Below are 20284 nucleotides of genomic sequence, written 5' to 3'. Positions count from 1 at the left end.
CGGGGGGCGGCATAGCGTCGGCGCTCGTACTGAGCAAGCGCTTGGAGAGGTCGACCGTGCCGCACTCGTACCCCGCAGCCTCCCTCACCGCCCCCGGGGCCCCCTTCGCCGTGGAGCGCGGGGACGACGGTGGGCTGCGGTACGTGAACGGGCCGCGCACCTTGCGGGAGTTCGTCGAGGCGACGTGGGCGTTCGGAGACCGGCCGTTCCTGGTGGCGGAGAGCGGGACGTACACGTACGGCGAGTTCTTCGCCGCAGCCTCGGCCCTCGCCCGGCGGTTCGTCGACACCTACGGTCTGCGGCCGGGGGAGCGGGCGGCCATCGCGATGCGCAACCATCCCGAGTGGCAGATCGCCTTCTGGGCCGCCCAGCTCGCGGGGCTCGTGGCCGTGCCGCTCAACGCCTGGTGGACCGACGAGGAACTGGCCTACGCGTTGGACGACTGCACCCCGCGCGTGCTGCTCGTCGACGGTGAGCGGCTGTCACGCGTAGTGGGGTGGCAGGCGCGCAACGGTGTCACCACCGTCGTCTTCCACCACGCCGGCGCGGTCGGCGCGCTCGGCGCAGGCGTCGAGCGGTACGAGGACTTCGAGGCGCCGGACCCGCTCGCCGCGCCGCCCGCCGTCGACGTCGCCGCCGAGGACGACGCCACGATCATCTACACCTCGGGAACCACCGGCCGGCCCAAGGGCGCCGTCGCCACCCACCTCGCCCAGGCCGGCGCCGCGCTGCACCCCCGCTATCACGCGGCGGCCGCGGCGCTCGCCCGCGGTGTGCTGCCCGGGCAGGGTCCGGCACCGGTCGTGCTGATGACGTTCCCCTTCTTCCATGTGGCGGCCTTCACCACGCTGTACTCGATGATGGGCGTCGGCGGCACGCTCGTGCTGATGCGCAAGTGGGACGCCGAGAAGGCGCTTGTGCTGATCGAGGAGCACGGCGTCACCCACTACTCGGGCGTTCCGACCACCGCGCTCCAGCTCCTCGACGCCGCCGGACACGCGGCCTCGGCGCTGTCGACGCTCACGAATCTCAGCACCGGGGGTGCCGCCGCTCCGCCCGGCCTCGTCAAGCGGCTGACCGCCCGCTACGGACACCGGATCGAGCCGCGCAACGGTTACGGGCTGACGGAAACCAGCGGCGGGGTGCTCGCCAACTTCGGCGCCGGATACCGCGAGGACCCGGGCAGCGTGGGCAGTCCCGCGCCCGCGATCGAGGTGCGGATCGCCGGACCGGACGGCGAACCGCTGCCGGAGGGCGAGGTCGGCGAGCTCCGGCTGCGCGGGCAGTCCCTCGTGCGCGGCTACTGGCGCAACGAAGAGGCGACCGCCGCGGCGTTCGAGGACGGCTGGTTCAGCACGGGAGACCTCGCGACGGTGCGCCAGGGCCGGGTCGCCATCGTCGACCGGATCAAGGACATGGTGATCCGCGGCGGTGAGAACGTGTACTGCGCGGAGGTCGAGGCGGTGCTGCACGACCATCCTGACGTCGCCGACGCCGCCGTGCTGGGCGTTCCGCACCCGGTGCTCGGCGAGGAGGTCGCCGCCGTCGTCCAGTTGCATCCCCGCTCGACGGTCGGCGCCGAGGAGCTCAGGGCGCACGTCGGCAGGACGCTCGCGGCGTTCAAGGTGCCCGCGCACGTCCTGCTGCGGTACGAGCCGGTGCCGCGCAACCCCACGGGCAAGATCCTGAAGCGGGTCCTGCGCGAGACGCTCGGGAGCGTTGAGCAGGACGCCGTCACCAAGACCGCGTGATCAGTAGCGTGTGACCCGTATGCGGTAGACGCCGCCCACCTCGTCGACCACCGAGATGCGCACGCCGTTCTCCTCGTCGACGAAGGACTGTCCGGGGCGGTAGGGGGCGTCGGACAGCTCCGCGTGGACGTTGGGCCGTCGCGTGCAGCCGCCGCTGCCGCGGTCGCTGTCGGAGACGACCACCGGCCCCTGCCCCGTGTCGATGTCGGACTGCACCCGGTAGATGAGCACGCCCGGCTCGCACACGTGCTCGTCGTTGCCCGCCTGGGTGCGTACCTCGACTGCGTAGCCGGTGCTCTCGCTCAGCGGCACGATCGCCATTTTGGGACCGCCGCGCCTGGCGAGAGGGCCGAGGGTGTACTCGCTGCTGCCGGGCGTGGCGGCGCAGCGGATCTGGTCGTTGTCCAGCCAGCCGAGCTTCCATTTGTGCCAGCCGAGCAGATCGTTGTTGGCTCCCCAGTCCTCGGACATGATGTCCCAGTGGCCGACGGCGCCCCCGCCGCCCGAGGTGTAGAGGTCGGGCAGGCCGAAGACATGGCCGTTCTCGTGCGGCAGGACGCGGTAGCCGGTCTCGGCGTACGACCCCGATCCGTCGTCCTGGCGGCTGTAGACGAAGGACGTGTTGGCGAGGGGCACGCCGTCGGCGACCGGCGCCTCGTCGTTGCCGGAGAACGTCACCGACAGCACGGTGTCCAGCGCGGACGGTCCGGCGTTGGGGGTGACCAGGACGTTCACCAGGTCGTATGCGCTGAAGTCCACCTTCGGGTCGGCGACCGTGACGAGGTCCTCGACGAGTTTCCGGTAGCCCGGCTCGTACGGGGAGCCGCGCTCTATCCCGTACGCGGCGAACGGCATCGGCATCCGCAGCCAGTCGCGCACCGGGGCGTGGGCGCGGTAGGTGAGGCGCCCGTACGAGCTGATGGCGAACCACTTCGACGTCTGAGGGAAGAACTCCGCGAGCCGGTCGAGGGCCGAACCGCTGCCCTCCGCGTCCGAGAAGTCGATCATCAGGTTGAGTGCGTGGACCACGCCGGTGGAGCGGGTGTAACCGGGCGGGGTGGGCATGCCCTCGGACATCTGGACGCCGACCGCCGACGGGATACGGCAGGGGCCGAGTCCCGCTGCGGCGTCCGGCGCGGCGATCGGTCCCGCGGGGGTCCGGCCGGGGGTGGGGATCGTGGCGCTCGCCGAGGTGAGGGCGGCCAGTGCGAGGGCGGCGATTGCGGCGAGCCCGCCGAGCCTGCCCCGGCTGCGTATCCGCCGGCGGGTCTGCTGCATCCGATCGCCTTCGGGTCCGCGGCAGCAGGCCGGGCCCTGGCTGCGCTCTGTGTCGAACAGCCTGATTCGGGCGGTGGCGGGGCGCGCGCCGGGTGGTCCGATCGTGGGCTTTTCGGCGCAGCAGGAATATGTGGCTCAGGTCACACAAGAGGGGGGAAATAACCGGGGACCCTTTCCCCGTTTGAACCCGTGTCTCCGTGAAACGGGGAAGCGATCCCCGCTTACCGGCGGGGCCGAGGGTCCCGGGTCCCGCACAGGGCCCGGGCGTTCCCGCCCGCAGAGCATGGAAAGGAAGTGGAGCCGTGAGCACCGCCGCCACCGAGACGCGCCGCACGCCGCGCCCCAGGGCCGACGCCCTGCGCAACCGCGAGCGGATCGTGTCGGCCGCGCGCGAGATGTTCGTCGAGTTCGGGCCCGACGTGCCGCTCGACGAGATCGCCCGGCGCGCCGGAATCGGCAACGCCACGCTCTACCGGCACTTCCCCGACCGCGCGGTCCTCATCCGCGAGGTCGTCCTCTCCGTCATGTCCCGCACCACCGAGCAGGCCGACGCGGCGTCGGCCGAAGAAGCCGACGCCTTCGCCGCGCTGCGACGCTTCGTGCACGCCGGCGCCGACGAGCGGATCGGGGCGCTGTGCCCGATGCTCTCCGGTGCCTTCGATTCCGACCACCCCGACCTGCACGCCGGCCGTGAGCGCCTCGAGGAAGCCGTGCGCTCTCTCGTTGATGCCGCGCAGTCGTCGGGCAGGATGCGCACCGATGTCGCCGTCGGCGATCTGATGGTCGCGCTCTCCCAGCTCACCCGGCCGCTGCCGGGCACCGCGTGCCCGAACATGGACCGGTTCGTCCACCGCCATCTGCAGCTGTTCCTGGACGGACTCGAAGCGCCCGCGCGCTCCGAACTGCCCGGTTCGGCCGCGACCCTGGAGGACCTCCGGATCACTTCGTGACGCCGTAAGTCCCCGCCTTCTCCGTACTTCCTTCCACGCCGGTCTTCTTGCTCGCGGGCCGCTCGCCCGGGCCGCGCGATCTTCTCTTACTCATGAGGTGGCCAGACGCATGCCAAAAACACCCGACATTTCGCTTCCTGATCCGAGTCGCTGGAAAGCTCTGGTCTTCATAGCCCTTGCCCAGCTGATGGTGGTGCTCGACGCGACGATCGTGAACATCGCGCTCCCCACCGCCCAGCAGGACCTCGGCATCTCCGACGCCAACCGGCAGTGGGTCATCACCGCCTACGCCCTCGCCTTCGGCGGGCTGCTGCTCTTCGGCGGCCGCATCGCCGACCTGTGGGGCCGTAAGCGCACCTTCATCGTCGGTCTGCTCGGCTTCGCCGCCGCCTCCGCGCTCGGTGGCGCGGCCACCGGTGAGGCGATGATGCTGGGCGCCCGCGCACTGCAGGGTGCCTTCGGCGCGCTGCTCGCGCCCGCCGCGCTCTCCCTGCTCGCCGTGATGTTCACCGACGCCAAGGAGCGCGCCAAGGCGTTCGGCATCTACGGTGCGATCGCCGGTGGCGGCGGCGCCGTCGGTCTGATCCTCGGCGGCTTCCTCACCGAGTACCTGAACTGGCGCTGGACCTTCTACGTCAACATCCCGTTCGCCGTCGTGGCCGCTGTCGGCGCGTACCTGGTGATCCGTGAGCCGCAGGGTGCGCGCAACCGCTCCTCGCTGGACATCCCCGGTGTCGTGCTGTCGACGCTGGGCCTCGTGGCCCTGGTGTACGGCTTCACCCGCGCCGAGTCCGCCGGCTGGTCCGACGGGCTGACGGTGGGTATGTTCATCGCCTCCGCCGTGCTGCTGCTCGCGTTCGTCGTCACCGAGGCGAAGGTGACGTCGCCGCTGCTGCCGCTGCGCGTCCTGACCGAGCGCAACCGCGGCGGTGTCTACCTCTCGCTGGGCCTCGCGATCATCGCGATGTTCGGGCTCTTCCTCTTCCTGACGTTCTATCTGCAGGTCGTGAAGGGGTACTCGCCCGTCAAGACGGGCTTCGCCTTCCTTCCGATGATCGCGGGCATGATCACGGGTTCCACCCAGATCGGCGCGCGGCTGATGACGCGGGTGGCACCCCGACTGCTGATGGGCCCCGGCTTCGTCGTGGCGGCGATCGGCATGCTTCTGCTGACGCAGCTGGAGATCGACAGTTCGTACGCGGGCCTGATCCTGCCGGCGCAGTTGCTGCTCGGCCTGGGCATGGGTACGGCGTTCATGCCGGCGATGTCGCTGTCCACGCACGGCGTCGACCCGGCCGACGCCGGTGTCGCCTCCGCGATGGTCAACACCTCGCAGCAGGTGGGCGGCGCGATCGGTACGGCGCTGCTGAACACCATCGCGGCCTCCGCGACGACCTCGTACATCGCGGCGCACGCCGCAGGCGCGACCGACCCGAAGCTGCTGGAGCTCCAAGGCATGGTGCACGGCTTCTCGTCGGCGATCTGGTGGGCGGTCGGCATCCTGGCGGCCTCCGCTGCCATCGCGTTCACGCTGATCAACACCGGGCGCCCGCAGGCCGGTTCGGTCACGTCGGGCCCGGGGGCGGACGAGGGTGTCGAGGCTGAGATCAAGGTTCCGGTCATCGCGCACTGAGCCGCGGCAGCGGCAGGCCACGTGTGAGTCCACGCACGACGCAGGACTCCCCGCGTGAGTGCCACGCATGAGTGAAGAAGGGTCCCGTCCGGGTGCTGACACCCGGACGGGGCCCTCATGCGTCCGTCCCTCGGGTCAACGGAGCCAGGGCAGGTCCGCGCCCGTGTCATGGGGCTGCAGGCCCTCTGCCATGACGCGCATGATCTCGCCGAGCTGCTTGACCTGCTCGGGCGTGAGCCGGTCGAACATCGCCTGCCGTACGGCTTCGACGTGATCGGGGGCGGCCCGTTCGAGGACGGCGAAGCCGTCGTCCGTGAGGACGGCGTTCTGCCCGCGCTTGTCGGAGGGGCAGTCCTCCCGGCGCACCCAGCCGTTCTTCTCCAGCCGGGCGACGGCGTGGGAGAGGCGGGAGCGGGTGATCTTGGCGTCGATGGCCAGCTCCGTCATGCGCTTGCGGCGGCGCGGGGCCTGGGAGAGCTGGACGAGCAGGCCGTAGTAGATGTGCGGCATCCCGGCATCGCGCTGCAGCTGACGGTCGAGATGGTCCTCGAGGAGGGTGGTGGCATGGAGATACGCGCGCCAGACGCGCTGCTCCTCGTCGGTGAGCCAGCGTGGCCCCTGCCCTTGCCCCTGCCCTTGCCCCTGCCCGCCCTCGCCATTGAGTGCCCTGTTCATGTATCCACTCTAAACCCTGTTCTTGAAACTTAAACCAAGTGGGGCTAAGCTTCAACTTGAAGATTAAAGTAATGGGTCAGCGGGACCCAGGTTGAGCAGACCGGGAGCCGTCTCATGAATGCCACCCCCGCCGCGGAGCGCATGCCGGTGCTCTACCTCTCCCACGGTGCACCGCCCCTCGCCGACGACCCGGTCTGGCCGGGGGAGCTCGCCGCCTGGTCCGCCGCACTGCCGCGACCCCGGGCGATCCTGATGGTCTCCGCCCACTGGGAGGAGGCGCCGCTGGCGCTCGGCGCGACCCGGACGATGCCGCTGGTCCACGACTTCTGGGGCTTCCCCGAGCACTACTACCGCGTCCGCTACGACGCGCCGGGCGCGCCCGAACTCGCCGACTCCGTACGCAAGCTGCTGCGCCGCACCGGCACGCCGGTGCAGGACGTCCCGGACCGCGGCCTGGACCACGGCGCGTACGTACCGCTGGTGGAGATGTATCCGGGCGCCGACATACCCGTACTCCAGATCTCCCTGCCCACGCTCGACCCGCAGCGACTGCTCGAGACCGGGCGCAGGCTCGCGCCGCTCCGCGACGAAGGGGTGCTGATCGTCGGCAGCGGCTTCTTCACGCACAACCTCGCGGCGCTGCGGCACGACGGCACCCCCGGCTGGTCGGCCGAGTTCGACGACTGGGGGCGGCGTGCGCTGGCGGACGCGGACGTGGACGCGCTGCTCGACTTCGAGAACAGGGCCCCGGCCGGCCGGCTGGCCCACCCGCGCACCGAGCACTTCGCGCCGCTGTTCGTCACCCTCGGGGCCGGCGAGGCCGAGGCCGGGGCCGGGTGCGGCCGCAGCGTGATCGAAGGCTTCTGGATGGGGCTGGCGAAGCGGTCGTTGCAGTTCGGCTGAGCGGTTGTGGCAGTTCGGCCGAGTGCCGGGGCGCACAGATGTGGCCGGCGCCGGGGCATGTGGCTGGAGGAGGCCAGAGGGGCGCGTGGCTGGAGGTGGCCAGAGGGGCGCGTGGCTGGAGGTGGCTAGAGGGACAGGGGCCTCTCGTACCAGGCCACGTCCCAGTAGCGGCCGAACTTTCGGCCCACCTCTTCGTACGTGCCGACGTGGCGGAATCCGAAGCGCGTGTGCAGGCGCACCGACGCCTCGTTGGGCAGGGCGACGCCGGCATACACGCGATGCACGTCTTCCGACTCCAGCGCCTCGAAGAGCGCCTTGTAGAGGAGCGTGCCGATGCCGCGCCCCGCGGCCGTCGGGGCGCAGTAGACACTGGCCTCGACGGAGGTCGAGTACGCCGCTTTGGGGCGGAAGGGGCTACTGGTGACGTATCCCAGGACGCCGACCGCCGGATTGGTGTCGACAAAACGGACATCCTGAGCAACCAGGAGCCGGTGCGGGCCGTCTTCAGGGTGGGAGCGCAGCCACGAGCGGCGCTGCTCAGGGGTGAAAACCGCTGTGTCGAACGTGATGGGGGTCTCGCGGACGTAGTGGTTGTAGATGTCCGTGAGTGCTTCCAGGTCGGCTTCCGTACCTGCCCTGACCTGCACCTCTGCGTGTTCCGGCGGCATCCGTCCTCCTGCGCTGGCCGGACAGGGTACTGCATGATCGCGGAAATCGATGCACCGCTTGGGAATTCTGTCCGGATTCCAGTCGTTGTTTCCATCGGATGCAGGGCACCCGCAAGGGTGTCGCGACCTACTCAGCAAGGGAGCTCGCATGGCAACCCGTGCCGTCGCCCGTCGTCAGTCCGCCGACTCCGGGACCGACCGGGCAAGCAGCGTTCGCGCCGTGGGCGGGGAGATCGCCGACCGCGACCTGGTCGGCATGTACCTCGACGAGATTGCGCGTACGCCGCTGCTCGACGCCGCCAAGGAAGTCGAGCTGTCCCAGACCATCGAGGCGGGTGTCTATGCCCGTCAGATCCTCGAGGGAGAAGTAGACAGTGAGGCCGGCGGAGCCACACGCGAGGAGCTCGAAGCACTCGCGGACGAGGGTGAACGCGCCAAGGACATCTTCATCCGCTCCAATCTGCGCCTCGTCGTCGCCGTCGCCCGGCGCTACCCGCGCAGCGGGCTGCCGCTGCTCGACCTGATCCAGGAGGGGAACGCAGGCCTGGTCCGTGCGGTCGAGAAGTTCGACTACGCCAAGGGATTCAAGTTCTCCACGTATGCGACCTGGTGGATCCGCCAGGCGATCACCCGATCCATAGCGGACCAGTCACGCACCATCCGGCTCCCCGTCCACCTGGTGGAGGAGCTCGGCCGTATCCGCCGCGTTCAGCGCGAGTTCAACCGGGAGCACGGCCGGGAGCCCGAGGCCTCGGAGATCGCGGAGGAGCTGGGCTCGACGCCCGAGCGGATCACGGACGTCCTCGACTGGGCCCGTGACCCGGTCAGCCTGAACATGTCGGTGGACGACGCGGGCGAGACCCAGTTCGGCGACCTGCTGGAGGACACCTCCGCCGTGTCGCCCGAGCAGTCGGTGCTCACGCTGCTGCGCAGCGAGGAGCTGGAAGACCTGATCGGCAAGCTCGACAACCGCACCGCGTCGATCATCCGCATGCGGTACGGCATCGAGGACGGCCGGGAGCGGACCCTGACCGAAGTCGGAAAGGAGCACGGTCTGACGCGTGAGCGGATCCGCCAGATCGAGAAGCACGCGCTTCTCGAGCTCAAGCGGATGGCCCATGACACGGGCTTCGAGCCGGCGGCGTAGCCCTCCCTCGGGCGGCCGACGTCGGTCGCGCGTCAGGGCCCCGTTGCCCCGCCCTGGGCGCTGCCCTTGGCGTTGGGTGCCGCCCCGAGCCCGTATCCGCACCACCGGGCTCGGGGTTTTGTGCGGCCCCTGGTCTTGTGCGGCCCTGTGCCGGCCGACCGGCGGCGGTGGGTTCGCATCAAGCCGTGGCGCGGTCGGCATCGGCGCCGCCGGCATCGGCCCGGTCAGGCCGTGGCGCGGGTGAGGCGGGTCGCCAGGTCCGCCACGTAGTCGCGCAGCGGCGGCGGGCCGTGGACCGTGAACTCGCAGTCCACCAGCGCCAGTCGGACCGCCAGCCACTCGATCGAGTCCACCGACCGTGCGCGGAGCCGACAGCTGTTGTCGCCCGTCGGTACGGGCGCGCCCAGGTGCTCCGGCAGCCGTGCGCCCACGAAAGACGCCGGCGCCTCGAAGCTCACGTCCACGTCGTGCTGCGTCTGATGCCGCGACATGGACCGGTTCAGCAGCTCGGCCGCGTCCCCGGCCGGCACCTCGCGCGGCGTGAATCGCGCACCTGTGGCGAACGGATCCGACACCCGGTCCACGCGGAACGTGCGCCAGTCCTCTCGCCCGATGTCGTACGCGACGAGGTACCACCGCCGCCCCGTCGACACCAGACGGTACGGCTCCACCTGCCGCCGGGTCTCGGTGCCGTCGCCGGCCCGGTAGGCGAAGCGCAGTCGCTCGTGCGCGGTCACCGTGCCCGCGATGACGGTCAGCGTGTGGGGATCGATCGTGGCGCCGTCGCCCCTGGTGAGCGGGAGCGTCGCAGCCTGGAGAGTGGTGACGCGGTACCGCAGCCGGGACGGCAGCACCTGCTCCAGTTTGGCCAGGGCCCGCACCGACGCCTCTTCGATGCCCTCGATCGCGTGCCCGGCGCCGGCCCTCAGGCCCACCGCGATGGCCACGGCCTCGTCGTCGTCCAGCAGCAATGGCGGCATCGCAGCTCCCGCCACCAGGCGGTACCCGCCGATCGCGCCCTTGGTCGCCTCGACCGGGTAGCCGAGGTCCCGCAGCCGGTCGATGTCCCGTCGGATCGTGCGCGGGCTGACCTCGAGGCGCTCGGCGAGCTCGCTGCCGGGCCACTCCCGCGGGGTCTGGAGGAGGGACAGCAGATTCAGAAGTCGTGCCGGAGTGTCCGTCATGTCCTTCAGCATGGCCGATATCTAGGACATGTTCTGACCTATACGCGCCCTAGATTCCTCGTATGAGTTCACAGCACCCCGCCGTGCCCGAGACGGCAGCCGTACCCGACGCAGCGGCAGACCGCCGCCGCTGGATCGCCCTCGCGATCGTCATGACCGCTGCCTTCATGGACCTGGTCGACGTCACCATCGTCAACATCGCGATCCCCAGCATCGAGCGGGATCTCGGCGCGTCCTTCGGCGCGATCCAGTGGATCACGGCCGGTTACGCGCTCGCCTTCGCCGCGGGCCTGATCACGGGCGGCCGGCTCGGAGACATCTACGGCCGTAAGCGGCTGTTCCTCATGGGCATCACCGGCTTCACGCTCGCCTCCGCGCTGTGCGGATTCGCCGCCAACGAGGAGATGCTCGTCGCTTCCCGGCTGCTGCAGGGCTCGACGGCCGCCATGATGGTGCCGCAGGTGCTGGCCATCGTCCATGTCACCTTCCCCGCCCACGAGCGCGGCAAGGTCTTCGGTCTGTTCGGCGCCGTCGTCGGACTCGGCGCGGTCTCCGGTCCGCTGCTCGGCGCGCTGCTCACCCAGTGGAACCTGTTCGGTCTCGAGTGGCGGCCGATCTTCCTGATCAACCTGCCGGTCGGCATCGCCGGGCTTCTTCTGGGCCGCAAGTACATCATCGAGTCCCGCGCCCCCAAGGCGCTCAGGCTCGACCTCGTCGGCGTCCTGATGGTCACGCTCGCCCTGCTGATGCTGATCTACCCGCTCACCCGCGGCCGCGAACTGAACTGGCCGCTCTGGGGCCACCTGTGCATGGTCGGCAGCCTCGTCGTCTTCGCCGCCTTCGTCGCCTACGAGAAGCACAAGACGCGCAAGGACGGCTCGCCGCTCGTCGAACTGTCGCTGTTCAGGGTGAAGAGCTTTGCCGCCGGTATCGCCGTGCAGCTCACCTTCGGCATCGTGATGGGCATCTTCTTCCTTGTCTGGACCCTCTACATGCAGATCGGGCTCGGCTGGAGCCCGCTGAAGGCCGGCCTGACCGGTGTGCCGTTCTCGATCGCCGTCTCGGCGGCGGCCGGAATGTCCGTGCAGCTGCTGGTGCCGCGCTTCGGCCGCAAGGTCCTCCAGGCGGGTGCAGCCACCATGGCCGCCGGACTGCTCATCTACATCTGGGAGGCCGACCGGTACGGCACGGCCATCCACTCGTGGCAGATGATCCTGCCGCTGGTCGTCATGGGGCTGGGCATGGGACTCATCGTCGCGCCGCTGACGGACGCGGTGCTCTCCGAAGTGCCGCGCGAGCACGCCGGTTCCGCGTCCGGCCTGATCAACACGACCGGGCAGATGGGCACCGCGCTCGGACTCGGGCTCGTGTCGCTGGTCTTCTTCGGCTCGATCGACGAGGAACGGCTCGAACCGAGCGCCATGGGCAACGCCTTCGTGGAGGCCTTCGAGAACTCGCTGTGGTGGGTGGCGGCCGTCCTGGGCGCGATCTTCGTGGTGATGTTCGCCCTGCCGGCGCGGCCGAAGCAGCATGTGGAGGGCGGCGCTTCGGCGGACGCCGAGGCGGAGCCGCTGGTGAAGCAGGCGCCGGAGCCGGAGCCGGTGCTCTCGCACTGACCGGAGTCATTCGATGCCCGCGCCACCCGCGCCACCCGCGCCACCTCGGGTGGCGCGGGCACCGTCGTATTCGGGTGCGGCGGCACGCAGCCGGGCGGGGGGCGCGGAGTCCTGGGGTGGCTACCGCACTCGGGCGCGGAACTCCATCGCCTGGCGCGCGGCACACTCGGCCTCGTAGACCTCGCACATGTGGCGGCCGTCCGGGGTCGCTGTGTGCTCGACCTCCCAGAGGCTGGTCTCCGTCCCGTCGAGCAGCAGGAACGCGTGCTCGTAGAGCGTGAAGCCCGCGTCCTTGCCGTCCACGCGGAACTGGCGGCCGAAGACCTGCGTGATGTGGTGGGCGAAAGCGGCCCGCAGCAGACGGGCGGTCTCCTCGCCGGGGCGGTCGGCGTTCTCCGCGCGGCGCAGTACCCGGCGGGCGTGGTCCGCGGAATCGTCGGGGGCGTACATCGGCGGCAGCTGGGGCGGGGGCGGTGTCATCAGGGCGGACAGCAGCTCCAGATCGGCGTCCAGATCGATGCCCAGACTCTGCTCGAGGCTGCTTTCCGTGCCGGTGAGGCCCTCGGTGATCGCGAAGCCGGGGAAGCCGGCGGGCAGCCGGGACGCGGCGAGTCGGGCTTCGGATTCCTCCGCGTAGATCTCGTGCTGCTCCGCGCCCCCGCGCCCGGTGTTGTGGACCAACTCCCACAGGACCAGCGAACTGCCGTCATTGAGCAGGTAGGCGTGGCGGTACGTGGCCCTGTGCAGCGATGCGCTGTGGTGCGAGGAGTGCAGCGAACTGGCGTGCGCCAGCGCGGTGCCGAGCCGCTCGACCGTCGCATCGGGCAGGTCGAAGGAGTTGAGCGCCCGACCCAGGAGTCGCTCGAGGTGCATCTCGGTTGTCTCGTACGGATCGTTCAAGAGGGGTCTCCAGGCCGTCGCCACAAGTCACTTGGTGATTGCTAAAAGTAGCGCTTCGGTCGGACAGTGTGCTTCTGGGTTGGGTAAAACGAAGGGGCGCGTGGAAGAAGTTCCCCGCGCGCCCCCAACTCGTACGCCCTGTACCTCAGTCTGTGCAGTACAACTCCGTGTACGAGGGGAAGCTGCCGCCTGGTCCGGTGACGCCTTCCGCCGACCGTACCGCCTTCACGATCGCCCGGGTCACCATGTCCGCGCCCGCGGCCAGCACATCGTTGAGCGCGAGCGGATTGCCGGCGTCCAGCGCGGTCGCGCCTGTGGCCAGGGCGAATACCGTGTCGCCGTCGTTGAGGAGATGCACGGGCCGCACGGCGCGCGCGATGCCGTCGTGCGCCGTCCCCGCGAGCTTGTGCGCCTGCGCGCGGGTGAGGTCGGCGTCGGTGGCGACGACGGCGAGCGTGGTGTTCAGCGGCGGCAGCCCGTTCTTCTCCCTCGCCTCGGCCAGCCGCAGCTGGGCGGCCGCGTGGACCGCGGGGGAGGGACGCGTCGCGCGGGCCACCCCCTCGGTGACCAATTCGCCGTACAGCGTGCCCGTTTCCGGGTCGAATGGGGATCCCACCGCGTTCGCCACGACCAGTGCGGCGACGGTGACACCCGAGTCGAGCACGATGCTCGCCGTGCCGATCCCGCCCTTGCAGTGTCCGATCACCGCACCGGTCCCCGCGCCGACAGCTCCCTGCTCGACCGGTGCGCCCTCCTCGGTGGCGGCCGCCGCCTCCACCGCCGCACGACCGGTCGAGGCGTCCGGCCGGGCATGCCAGTCGCCGCCGCGCCCGAGGTCGAAGATGCACGCCGCCGGTACGACCGGCACGACCTGGGAGGGGTCCGGGCCGACCTGCACACCCCGGCCTTGCTCCTCCAGCCACGCCATCACCCCGGCGGCCGACTCGAGCCCGTACGCGCTGCCTCCGGTCAGCACGACCGCCTCGATGCGCTGGACGACATTGCGCGGATCCAGCGCGTCGGTCTCCCGGGTACCGGGACCTCCGCCCCTGACGTCCACGGCGGCGGCCACTCCGCCCTTGGGCGCGAGGACCACGGTGGTGCCGCTGAGCGCGCCGTCCCCGTCGACCTGCGCATGGCCGACCCGCAGGCCCGCCACATCCGTGAGCCCGTCGGCCGGCCCCTCAACCCTCTTCATAACGACCATGTCCGTCAGGGTAGTTGGGCCGACCGAACGCAAGGGCGGATCGGCGCGGTCCGCGGCGTACCGGCGTCAGCGGGCCTGCGCCGTTCCCGCGTGGGCGGGGCTTGCGGCGTAGTCGCGGCGGCGGAGTCTGCGCCGTACCGGCCGATGCGCCCGCGCCCGCCGCCGCCGTACCCTGGAGGTATGAGCACCGCCCCCGCCCCCGGACCGCGAGATTCGAAGCAGCCCGGACAGAGCCCCAAGCCGAAGCTGATCTTCGACGATCCGCTGGATCAGCAGTCCGCGGACGATACGGACCGTGGGTGGGGTGAGCGGGCTCCTGCGAGTGGAGAAAGCGCCGCCGATCTTGCGCGTTTCCTCGACGAGAAGCCGCCCCACCACATCTGAGCTCCGCGGGCCGGAGCTGCGCTCCAGCTGCATGGGACCGGTGGCCGCCTCAGCGACCGTCGCCGGGGCCGGGTGTGCCCGACGTGCCTGCGCCCCCCGAACCCGCCGCGCCAGTGCCACGCTGCGCCACGAGGGCGTCGCGGATCTCCTTCAGCACCTCCAGCTCGGTCACCTCGAGCGTCTCCCGCACGCCCTCCTTCGCCTTCTGCGCCGCGGCGCGTCGGGCCAGGTACTTCGACATCGGCAGCACCATGAGGAAGTAGACGACGGCCGCCGTGATCAGGAACTGGAGGGTCGCACCGAGCACGGACCCCCACATGATCTGGATGCCCTGGATCTCGCCGTCGGGGCCGGGCGTGCACGGGGCCTTCAGGCAGGAGCTGTAGGCGTCCAGGTCCTTCGTTCCGAACGCTCCGACCAGGGGGTTGATCATGCCCTTCACCACCGCGTTCACGATGTTGGTGAAGGCCGCGCCGATGACCACCGCGACCGCGAGGTCGATCACGTTGCCCCGGAGCAGGAACGCCTTGAAACCTTCGAGCACGCTCGGCTTCTTCTCGCTCACGAATGAGCCTCTTTTCATACATGCGGTAGGGGAGGGGGACTGTGGCGCAACCTACGGCAGCGCCCGCCCACCCTGTCCAATCCCCCCTCGCCGAGAGGCGACGTGACGGCACTCCAGTGCGAGTCAGCACACCGTCACCGCCAGCCGGGACGTCGCGCCCGCGCCGGCCAACTCGGCCGCCGTCGCGCGCGGCACGGACAGAACCACCAGAGCCCCGTCGTCGGGAGAAGTCCCACGTGGGTCCGGAACTTCCGCCACCCGGACCCCGGAGGCCACGACCTTCGCCTCCGGGCCTTCACCAGCGGGCGAGTTGCCCGCCGCGATGACATCGACACGGTCTCCCGGTTGCAGCAGTCGGACGGTGGCGGCGTCGGCGATTCGTACGGGAGCGGACACCAACTCGGCCGCCGGCCGCCGCTCGTGCGCCGGAGCCGCGGCTGACAACGTTCCCGGCCCGCCGTGTGACTCCGGACCCGCGGGCGCACCCGGAGCGTCCGCCCCGCGGGCGGTCGATGCGGCCAGTGCCGCGGCCGTCACGGCCAGCCCCGCCGCCAGTGTGCGTCGCTGCCGCCAGACGGCACGCCTCAGCCGCTGTGCCCCGCCGCGGACCCGCAACGGGGCGAACGGTGGTACGCCCAGAGGCTCCGGCGCGGGAAAAGGGGGAGGGGTCGGAGGAAGAAGGGACATGCCGCACCGCCTGTCAGGAGGAGTGGCCCGGGCCTGTGCCCGTGACCGACCGCTCCTCACGATCCACGTTTCGTCGACGAGCCGCAGAGCCCTGTGGACAGACCGCCACATGTGGACAACTCGCTCACCGCTGTGGGTGATCACGCGGCCTTGCGGCGGGTCCTACCGTCCGGCCATGCTGCCCGGCCACTGCCCGGCTCTACGGCCCCGCCCCGCGCCGCGGGCCTACGGAAGCTCGATGCCCGGATCGACGCCCGCCAGGGCACGGCCGCACGAGCAGTCGCGGTCCTCGTCAGCCGGCAGCCCGGCCACCGCGTCGAACAGCACGCCCCGCAGCCGGTCGACGTTGGCCGCGAACACCTTGAGCACCTCTTCGTGCGAGACGCCCTCGCCGGCTTCCGCTCCCGCGTCCAGATCCGTGACCAGCGTGATCGACGTGTAGCAGAGCTCCAGCTCACGGGCGAGGACAGCCTCCGGATGTCCGGTCATGCCGACCACCGACCAGCCCATCGCGGCGTGCCACCGGGATTCGGCACGTGTCGAGAACCGGGGCCCTTCGACGACCACCAGCGTCCCGCCGTCGACCGGCTCCCACTCGCGTGCACGCGCCGCCGCGAGCACGGTCCTGCGCCCCCGCGGACAGTACGGATCGGCCGGCGACACGTGCACCACGTTGGGCACCGTCCGGTCCGGCAGCGGCAGGCCGTCGAAGTACGTCTGCACGCGCGCCTTCGTACGGTCGACGAACTGGTCGGGCACGAGCAGCGTGCCGGGCCCGTATTCCGGCCGCAGGCCCCCGACCGCGCACGGCGCCAGGACCTGCCGGGCGCCGACGGACCGCAGTGCCCACAGGTTGGCGCGGTAGTTGATGCGGTGCGGCGGCAGATGGTGGCCACGCCCGTGCCGCGGCAGGAAGGCGACCCGTCGGCCCGCGACCTCACCGAGGAACAGCGAGTCGCTGGGCGGGCCGTACGGGGTCTCGACCTGGAGCTCGGTGACGTCCTCCAGGAAGGAGTAGAGACCCGAGCCGCCGATCACGCCGATCTCCGCCGGTCCGGCCGCTTCGCTTGCGTTCGAGTTGGTCGCCATGGCGATCACAGTAGCCGCAGCCGGACATGCCAAGGACCCCGCCGTCGGTGCTGCTGCGGCGGGGTCCTTGGAACGTAAGAATCAGGCGGCGGAGCCGGACGCGCTCGACGCGCTCGACGCGCTCGACGACGACGACGAGGAGGACGACGACGAGGTGGAGGCGGAGGCCGCCGGCGCCTTGGAGTCCGACGACGACTTCGTGTTCGTCGTCGAGGACGTCGATGCGGGCGAGCTGGTCGACGAGGAGCCGCGGCTGTCGTTGCGGTAGAAGCCGGAGCCCTTGAAGACGATGCCGACCGCGGAGAACACCTTCTTCAGGCGTCCGTCGCAGCCGGGGCATACGGTCAGGGCGTCATCGGTGAACTTCTGCACCGCCTCGAGGCCCTCGCCGCATTCGGTGCACTGGTACTGGTAGGTCGGCACTGTCTTCCTCCTGGCACTCTCACTCGATGAGTGCTAACGACGCTCCATACTGACGTATTCCGCTGGATCAGTCCACCGTCACAGGCACTCGGTGACCGATCCCACGTGCGGCGACCCGTCCCGGGACGCTCGGCGACAGCCGCGAACGCAGCGCCACGAGAGTGGCCAGGGCGAGCGCGGTGCCCACCAGCGGCACGGCGAATCCGGCGCTCGCGCCGTAGCCGTCGGCCAGTCGCCCGGCCACGGTCACGGCCGCCGCCTGGCCCAGCGCCACCGCGCCGGTCAGCCAGGTGAAGGCTTCGGTGCGCGCCGATGCGGGTACCAGCGACTCGACGAGCGTGTAGCCCGTGATCAGGGCGGGCGCGATGAACAGGCCGACAAGAAGGCCGAGCGCACCGAGCAGCACGACGGAGTGGGCCGTCCACAGCAGGGACGCGGCGAGGGCCAGGCCCGCGTAGCCGATCAGCAGCCGGCGGCGCGGTCCGCTCTTCCACGAGATGGCGCCGACCGCGAGGCCGGCGAGCATGTTGCCGGCGGCGAAGAGCCCGTACAGCAGACCGTTCATGCCGGGCTGCCCGATCTCCTCGGTGAAGGCCGTCAGTGACACCTGCATGCCGCCGAAGACCGCGCCGATGCCGAGGAAGGCCACCGCCAGGACCCGCACGCCCGGCAGGGGCAGCGCGGAGGTGCGCTTCGCGCCCGGGTCGGCGAGGGTCCGGCCGTAGGCGGGCTGGGTGCGGTGCTGGGCGGCGAAGAGCAGTCCGCCGAACAGGGTCAGTGCGGACTCCGCGATCAGGCCGGCGGCCGGGTGGACGCCGGTGCACAGGGCGGTGGCCAGGACCGGACCGACGACGAACGTGAACTCGTCCGTCACGGACTCGAAGGCGGCGGCGGTCGACATCAGGGGCGAGCCCTGCAGCCGCGCCGCCCAGCGGGCTCGTACCATCGGGCCGACCTGCGGCACGGAAGCACCCGTCGGCACGGCCGCCGCGAACAGCGCCCACAAGGGCGCGCCGGCGAGTGCCAGGGTGGTGAGTGCGGCGCCCGAGGCCGTGTGCACGAGAACGCCGGGGATCAGCACCGCGCGCTGGCCGAAGCGGTCGGCGAGCTTGCCGCTCTGCGGCGCGAACAACGCCATGGACACGCCGGTCACGGCGGCGACGGAGCCTGCGCTTCCGTACGAGCCGGTGGTGTGCTGGACGAGCAGGACGATGCCGATGGTGAGCATCGCGAAGGGCTGCCGGGCGGCGAACCCGGGAAGCAGGAATGTCCAAGCGCCGGCGGTACGGAGCAGCTGCCCGTAACCAGGTCGCTTGCCAGAGGTGACCGTGGACACCACGGTCCTTGCCTTTCTGCCGCCTGGTAGCGCTCCCCTGGGTGTACGGGAGCCGCCGAGAGCTGTCCTCTTGCGCTGAACTGCGGTAGATACCGGGGTCCACTGCGGGGGACTCCGCGGCCGCCATACGGTCGCGCCAGCTCTGCGTCAGGCAGAGTTGGTCGATCAGTGTGCCTTCATGCTACAGGAATATCGCTGCCTACTCCTGGGAAAGGGCAGGTGGCGCCCCATCTGTTCCTGGGATCACATGGAGCAGTGCATCCGTCTGTTCCTGGGATCACATGGATCGGCGTCGCATGGTGCCTCCGGTACCCAGCCATCCCGCGAGCTTTCCGCCCTGGGCGACCGCCCGCAGCCGCTGCTCCGCCGCGTCCCGCACGGGGTCGGTCGCCACCACGAGCAGCTCGTCGCCGTGGCGCAGCACCGTCGCGGGCAGCGGCACGAAACTCTTGCCGTCCCGTACGACGAGGGTGACCGCGGAACCAGGCGGAAGCCGTAGCTCCGCCACCTCCACGCCGTGCATCCGCGATCCCTTGGGGACGGCGACCGACAGCAGGTGCCCGCGGAGCCGCTCCAGCGGCGCCGACTCGATGCCGAGGTCGGCCGCCTCCGTCGGGCCCCCGAGTCGCAGCCTTTTCGCCAGCCAGGGCAGCGTCGGCCCTTGGACCAGGGTGTAGACGACGACCAGGACGAAGACGATGTTGAAGATCCGGTCGTTGCCCTCGACGCCGGAGACCATGGGGATCGTCGCGAAAATGATGGGCACCGCGCCGCGCAGGCCCGCCCACGACATCAGGACCTGCTCCTGCCACGGAATCCTGAAAGGGAGCAGGCTGATGAACACACCGACCGGCCTCGCCACCACGGTAAGCATCAGGCCGACCACCACGGCGGGCCAGAAGTCGCGCAGTAGCTCGTGGGGGGTCACGAGCAGACCGAGCAGGACGAACATGCCGATCTGGGCGAGCCAGCCGAGACCCTCCGCGAAACCGCGGTTGGCCGGTGCGTGCGGCAGCTTGGAGTTCCCCAGCACCATCGAGGCGAGGTAGACGGCGAGGAAGCCGCTGCCGTGTGCCATGGCACCGGCGGCGTACGCCATGACCGCGATCGCCATGACCGCGATCGGGTAGAGGCCGGAGGCGGGCAGTGCCACCCGGCGCAGACCGAAGGCGCCGAGCCAGCCGGTCGCCAGTCCGACGGCCGCGCCGATCGCCAGTTCCAGCACGATCTCGCCGACCAGCACGTACCACGACTCGATCGGCCCGGTCGTCGAGAACGCCACCACCAGGATCACCACGGGGGCGTCGTTGAAGCCGGACTCCGCCTCCAGCGCTCCCGTCACCCGGGACGGCAGCGGCACCTTGCGCAGCACGGAGAAGACCGCCGCGGCGTCGGTGGAGGAGACCACCGCGCCGACGATCAGGGCGGGCTGCCACGCGAGCCCCACCAGATAGTGGGCGGCGGCAGCCGTGACGCCCACGCTCACCGCGACGCCGACCGTTGCCAGGGCGGCTGCCGCCGGCAGCGCGGGTTTGACCTCTTTCCACTTAGTGCCCAGTCCGCCTTCGGCAAGGATCACCACGAGCGCGGCGTAGCCGATCACCTGCGTCAGTTCGGCGTTGTCCCACTTGACGTCGAGCAGGCCGTCCTGACCCATCGCGATCCCGATGCCGAGATACAGCAGCAGGCTGGGGAGACCGCTGCGCGACGAGATGCGCACGGCCGCCACGGCGACGAGCAGAACGAGCGAGCAGACGAGCAGGAGTTCGTTGAGCTGGTGGACAGTCAGTGGCCGATCCTTCCCCTCGCGCCTTGCAGCCGGATCCTCGTACCGGCGGGCGACACTTCGTTACCTTACCTAATCTTTAACGTTTCCTTGACGGTCTGA

At 70.6% G+C, this 20284-nt stretch carries 19 protein-coding genes; 7 read left to right on the top strand and 12 right to left on the bottom strand.

Going from position 1 to position 20284, the window contains the following annotated elements:
- Positions 1–56 precede the first annotated feature (56 nt).
- Positions 57–1751 carry a class I adenylate-forming enzyme family protein gene (locus ACZ4SA_RS20310; protein WP_468276299.1) on the top strand — a complete coding sequence of 565 codons (1695 nt, stop codon included), beginning with the start codon at positions 57–59 and terminating at the stop codon, positions 1749–1751.
- On the opposite strand, the gene ACZ4SA_RS20305 is transcribed toward ACZ4SA_RS20310, so the two are convergent.
- Positions 1752–3029, bottom strand: coding sequence for a M6 family metalloprotease domain-containing protein (locus ACZ4SA_RS20305; protein ID WP_468276297.1), 1278 nt, complete (start codon positions 3027–3029; stop codon positions 1752–1754).
- 302 nt (positions 3030–3331) lie between these two features.
- Here ACZ4SA_RS20305 and ACZ4SA_RS20300 point away from each other — a divergent pair, with 302 nt between their 5' ends.
- Together ACZ4SA_RS20300 and ACZ4SA_RS20295 are read left to right on the top strand one after the other, a co-directional pair.
- A complete protein-coding gene (locus tag ACZ4SA_RS20300) occupies positions 3332–3979 on the top strand; it encodes a TetR/AcrR family transcriptional regulator (protein WP_468276295.1) in 648 nt (215 codons plus the stop codon).
- A 109-nt stretch (positions 3980–4088) separates the two neighbouring features.
- Entirely contained in the window at positions 4089–5612 is a 1524-nt protein-coding gene (locus ACZ4SA_RS20295; protein ID WP_468276292.1) for an MFS transporter, read from the top strand.
- Between the two features lie 135 nt (positions 5613–5747).
- Here ACZ4SA_RS20295 and ACZ4SA_RS20290 read toward each other — a convergent pair whose 3' ends face one another.
- Positions 5748–6287 (bottom strand): MarR family winged helix-turn-helix transcriptional regulator, encoded by a 540-nt coding sequence (locus ACZ4SA_RS20290; protein ID WP_468276289.1) that lies wholly within the window; start codon positions 6285–6287, stop codon positions 5748–5750.
- Positions 6288–6401: 114 nt separating this feature from the next.
- Between ACZ4SA_RS20290 and ACZ4SA_RS20285 the strand changes: the two genes are divergently transcribed.
- On the top strand, positions 6402–7190 hold the full coding sequence (locus ACZ4SA_RS20285) for a dioxygenase family protein (protein WP_468276288.1): 789 nt from the start codon (positions 6402–6404) through the stop codon (positions 7188–7190).
- Positions 7191–7315: 125 nt separating this feature from the next.
- On the opposite strand, the gene ACZ4SA_RS20280 is transcribed toward ACZ4SA_RS20285, so the two are convergent.
- Positions 7316–7858 (bottom strand): GNAT family N-acetyltransferase, encoded by a 543-nt coding sequence (locus ACZ4SA_RS20280; RefSeq protein WP_468276285.1) that lies wholly within the window; start codon positions 7856–7858, stop codon positions 7316–7318.
- A gap of 148 nt (positions 7859–8006) precedes the next feature.
- On the opposite strand from ACZ4SA_RS20280, the gene ACZ4SA_RS20275 reads away from it, so the two are divergent.
- Positions 8007–9005 carry a sigma-70 family RNA polymerase sigma factor gene (locus ACZ4SA_RS20275; protein WP_468276283.1) on the top strand — a complete coding sequence of 333 codons (999 nt, stop codon included), beginning with the start codon at positions 8007–8009 and terminating at the stop codon, positions 9003–9005.
- A gap of 224 nt (positions 9006–9229) precedes the next feature.
- On the opposite strand, the gene ACZ4SA_RS20270 is transcribed toward ACZ4SA_RS20275, so the two are convergent.
- Positions 9230–10189: a helix-turn-helix transcriptional regulator gene (locus ACZ4SA_RS20270; protein WP_468276281.1), complete on the bottom strand. Its 960-nt coding sequence runs from the start codon at positions 10187–10189 to the stop codon at positions 9230–9232.
- 62 nt (positions 10190–10251) lie between these two features.
- Between ACZ4SA_RS20270 and ACZ4SA_RS20265 the strand changes: the two genes are divergently transcribed.
- On the top strand, positions 10252–11805 hold the full coding sequence (locus tag ACZ4SA_RS20265) for an MFS transporter (RefSeq protein ID WP_468276278.1): 1554 nt from the start codon (positions 10252–10254) through the stop codon (positions 11803–11805).
- A gap of 120 nt (positions 11806–11925) precedes the next feature.
- Here ACZ4SA_RS20265 and ACZ4SA_RS20260 read toward each other — a convergent pair whose 3' ends face one another.
- The gene (locus ACZ4SA_RS20260) at positions 11926–12705 is read right to left on the bottom strand and encodes a DUF6227 family protein (RefSeq protein WP_468276276.1); all 780 of its coding nucleotides are present in this window, start codon (positions 12703–12705) and stop codon (positions 11926–11928) included.
- Positions 12706–12850: 145 nt separating this feature from the next.
- A complete protein-coding gene (locus ACZ4SA_RS20255) occupies positions 12851–13903 on the bottom strand; it encodes a P1 family peptidase (protein WP_468276353.1) in 1053 nt (350 codons plus the stop codon).
- 189 nt (positions 13904–14092) lie between these two features.
- Between ACZ4SA_RS20255 and ACZ4SA_RS20250 the strand changes: the two genes are divergently transcribed.
- The gene (locus ACZ4SA_RS20250; RefSeq protein WP_468276274.1) at positions 14093–14296 is read left to right on the top strand and encodes a hypothetical protein; all 204 of its coding nucleotides are present in this window, start codon (positions 14093–14095) and stop codon (positions 14294–14296) included.
- A gap of 49 nt (positions 14297–14345) precedes the next feature.
- Here ACZ4SA_RS20250 and ACZ4SA_RS20245 read toward each other — a convergent pair whose 3' ends face one another.
- The 6 genes from ACZ4SA_RS20245 to ACZ4SA_RS20220 form a co-directional block, all read right to left on the bottom strand.
- Positions 14346–14861, bottom strand: a complete 516-nt coding sequence (locus ACZ4SA_RS20245) for a large conductance mechanosensitive channel protein MscL (RefSeq protein WP_468276272.1) — start codon at positions 14859–14861, stop codon at positions 14346–14348.
- A gap of 123 nt (positions 14862–14984) precedes the next feature.
- A complete protein-coding gene (locus ACZ4SA_RS20240) occupies positions 14985–15548 on the bottom strand; it encodes an RcpC/CpaB family pilus assembly protein (protein WP_468276271.1) in 564 nt (187 codons plus the stop codon).
- A 225-nt stretch (positions 15549–15773) separates the two neighbouring features.
- Positions 15774–16637, bottom strand: coding sequence for an S-methyl-5'-thioadenosine phosphorylase (locus tag ACZ4SA_RS20235; RefSeq protein WP_468276269.1), 864 nt, complete (start codon positions 16635–16637; stop codon positions 15774–15776).
- A gap of 81 nt (positions 16638–16718) precedes the next feature.
- Positions 16719–17060 carry an FmdB family zinc ribbon protein gene (locus ACZ4SA_RS20230; RefSeq protein WP_468276266.1) on the bottom strand — a complete coding sequence of 114 codons (342 nt, stop codon included), beginning with the start codon at positions 17058–17060 and terminating at the stop codon, positions 16719–16721.
- Between the two features lie 67 nt (positions 17061–17127).
- A complete protein-coding gene (locus ACZ4SA_RS20225) occupies positions 17128–18399 on the bottom strand; it encodes an MFS transporter (protein ID WP_468276264.1) in 1272 nt (423 codons plus the stop codon).
- A gap of 274 nt (positions 18400–18673) precedes the next feature.
- Positions 18674–20185 (bottom strand): potassium/proton antiporter, encoded by a 1512-nt coding sequence (locus tag ACZ4SA_RS20220; RefSeq protein WP_468276352.1) that lies wholly within the window; start codon positions 20183–20185, stop codon positions 18674–18676.
- Positions 20186–20284 lie beyond the last annotated feature (99 nt).

This window comes from Streptomyces sp. NPDC027962 (assembly GCF_055566095.1).
Note: the sequence above shows the minus strand (reverse complement) of the source record. Positions and strands in the feature narration are given on the sequence as shown.

What these genes read in the sequence shown, in the direction of transcription:
- ACZ4SA_RS20305 (WP_468276297.1), bottom strand. Translation starts at nt 3,029, where the DNA reads ATGCAGCAGACCCGCCGGCGGATACGCAGCCGGGGCAGGCTCGGCGGG.
- ACZ4SA_RS20295 (WP_468276292.1), top strand. Translation starts at nt 4,089, where the DNA reads ATGCCAAAAACACCCGACATTTCGCTTCCTGATCCGAGTCGCTGGAAA.
- ACZ4SA_RS20290 (WP_468276289.1), bottom strand. Translation starts at nt 6,287, where the DNA reads ATGAACAGGGCACTCAATGGCGAGGGCGGGCAGGGGCAAGGGCAGGGG.
- ACZ4SA_RS20285 (WP_468276288.1), top strand. Translation starts at nt 6,402, where the DNA reads ATGAATGCCACCCCCGCCGCGGAGCGCATGCCGGTGCTCTACCTCTCC.
- ACZ4SA_RS20280 (WP_468276285.1), bottom strand. Translation starts at nt 7,858, where the DNA reads ATGCCGCCGGAACACGCAGAGGTGCAGGTCAGGGCAGGTACGGAAGCC.
- ACZ4SA_RS20275 (WP_468276283.1), top strand. Translation starts at nt 8,007, where the DNA reads ATGGCAACCCGTGCCGTCGCCCGTCGTCAGTCCGCCGACTCCGGGACC.
- ACZ4SA_RS20270 (WP_468276281.1), bottom strand. Translation starts at nt 10,189, where the DNA reads ATGACGGACACTCCGGCACGACTTCTGAATCTGCTGTCCCTCCTCCAG.
- ACZ4SA_RS20265 (WP_468276278.1), top strand. Translation starts at nt 10,252, where the DNA reads ATGAGTTCACAGCACCCCGCCGTGCCCGAGACGGCAGCCGTACCCGAC.
- ACZ4SA_RS20255 (WP_468276353.1), bottom strand. Translation starts at nt 13,903, where the DNA reads ATGAAGAGGGTTGAGGGGCCGGCCGACGGGCTCACGGATGTGGCGGGC.
- ACZ4SA_RS20250 (WP_468276274.1), top strand. Translation starts at nt 14,093, where the DNA reads ATGAGCACCGCCCCCGCCCCCGGACCGCGAGATTCGAAGCAGCCCGGA.
- ACZ4SA_RS20240 (WP_468276271.1), bottom strand. Translation starts at nt 15,548, where the DNA reads ATGTCCCTTCTTCCTCCGACCCCTCCCCCTTTTCCCGCGCCGGAGCCT.
- ACZ4SA_RS20235 (WP_468276269.1), bottom strand. Translation starts at nt 16,637, where the DNA reads ATGGCGACCAACTCGAACGCAAGCGAAGCGGCCGGACCGGCGGAGATC.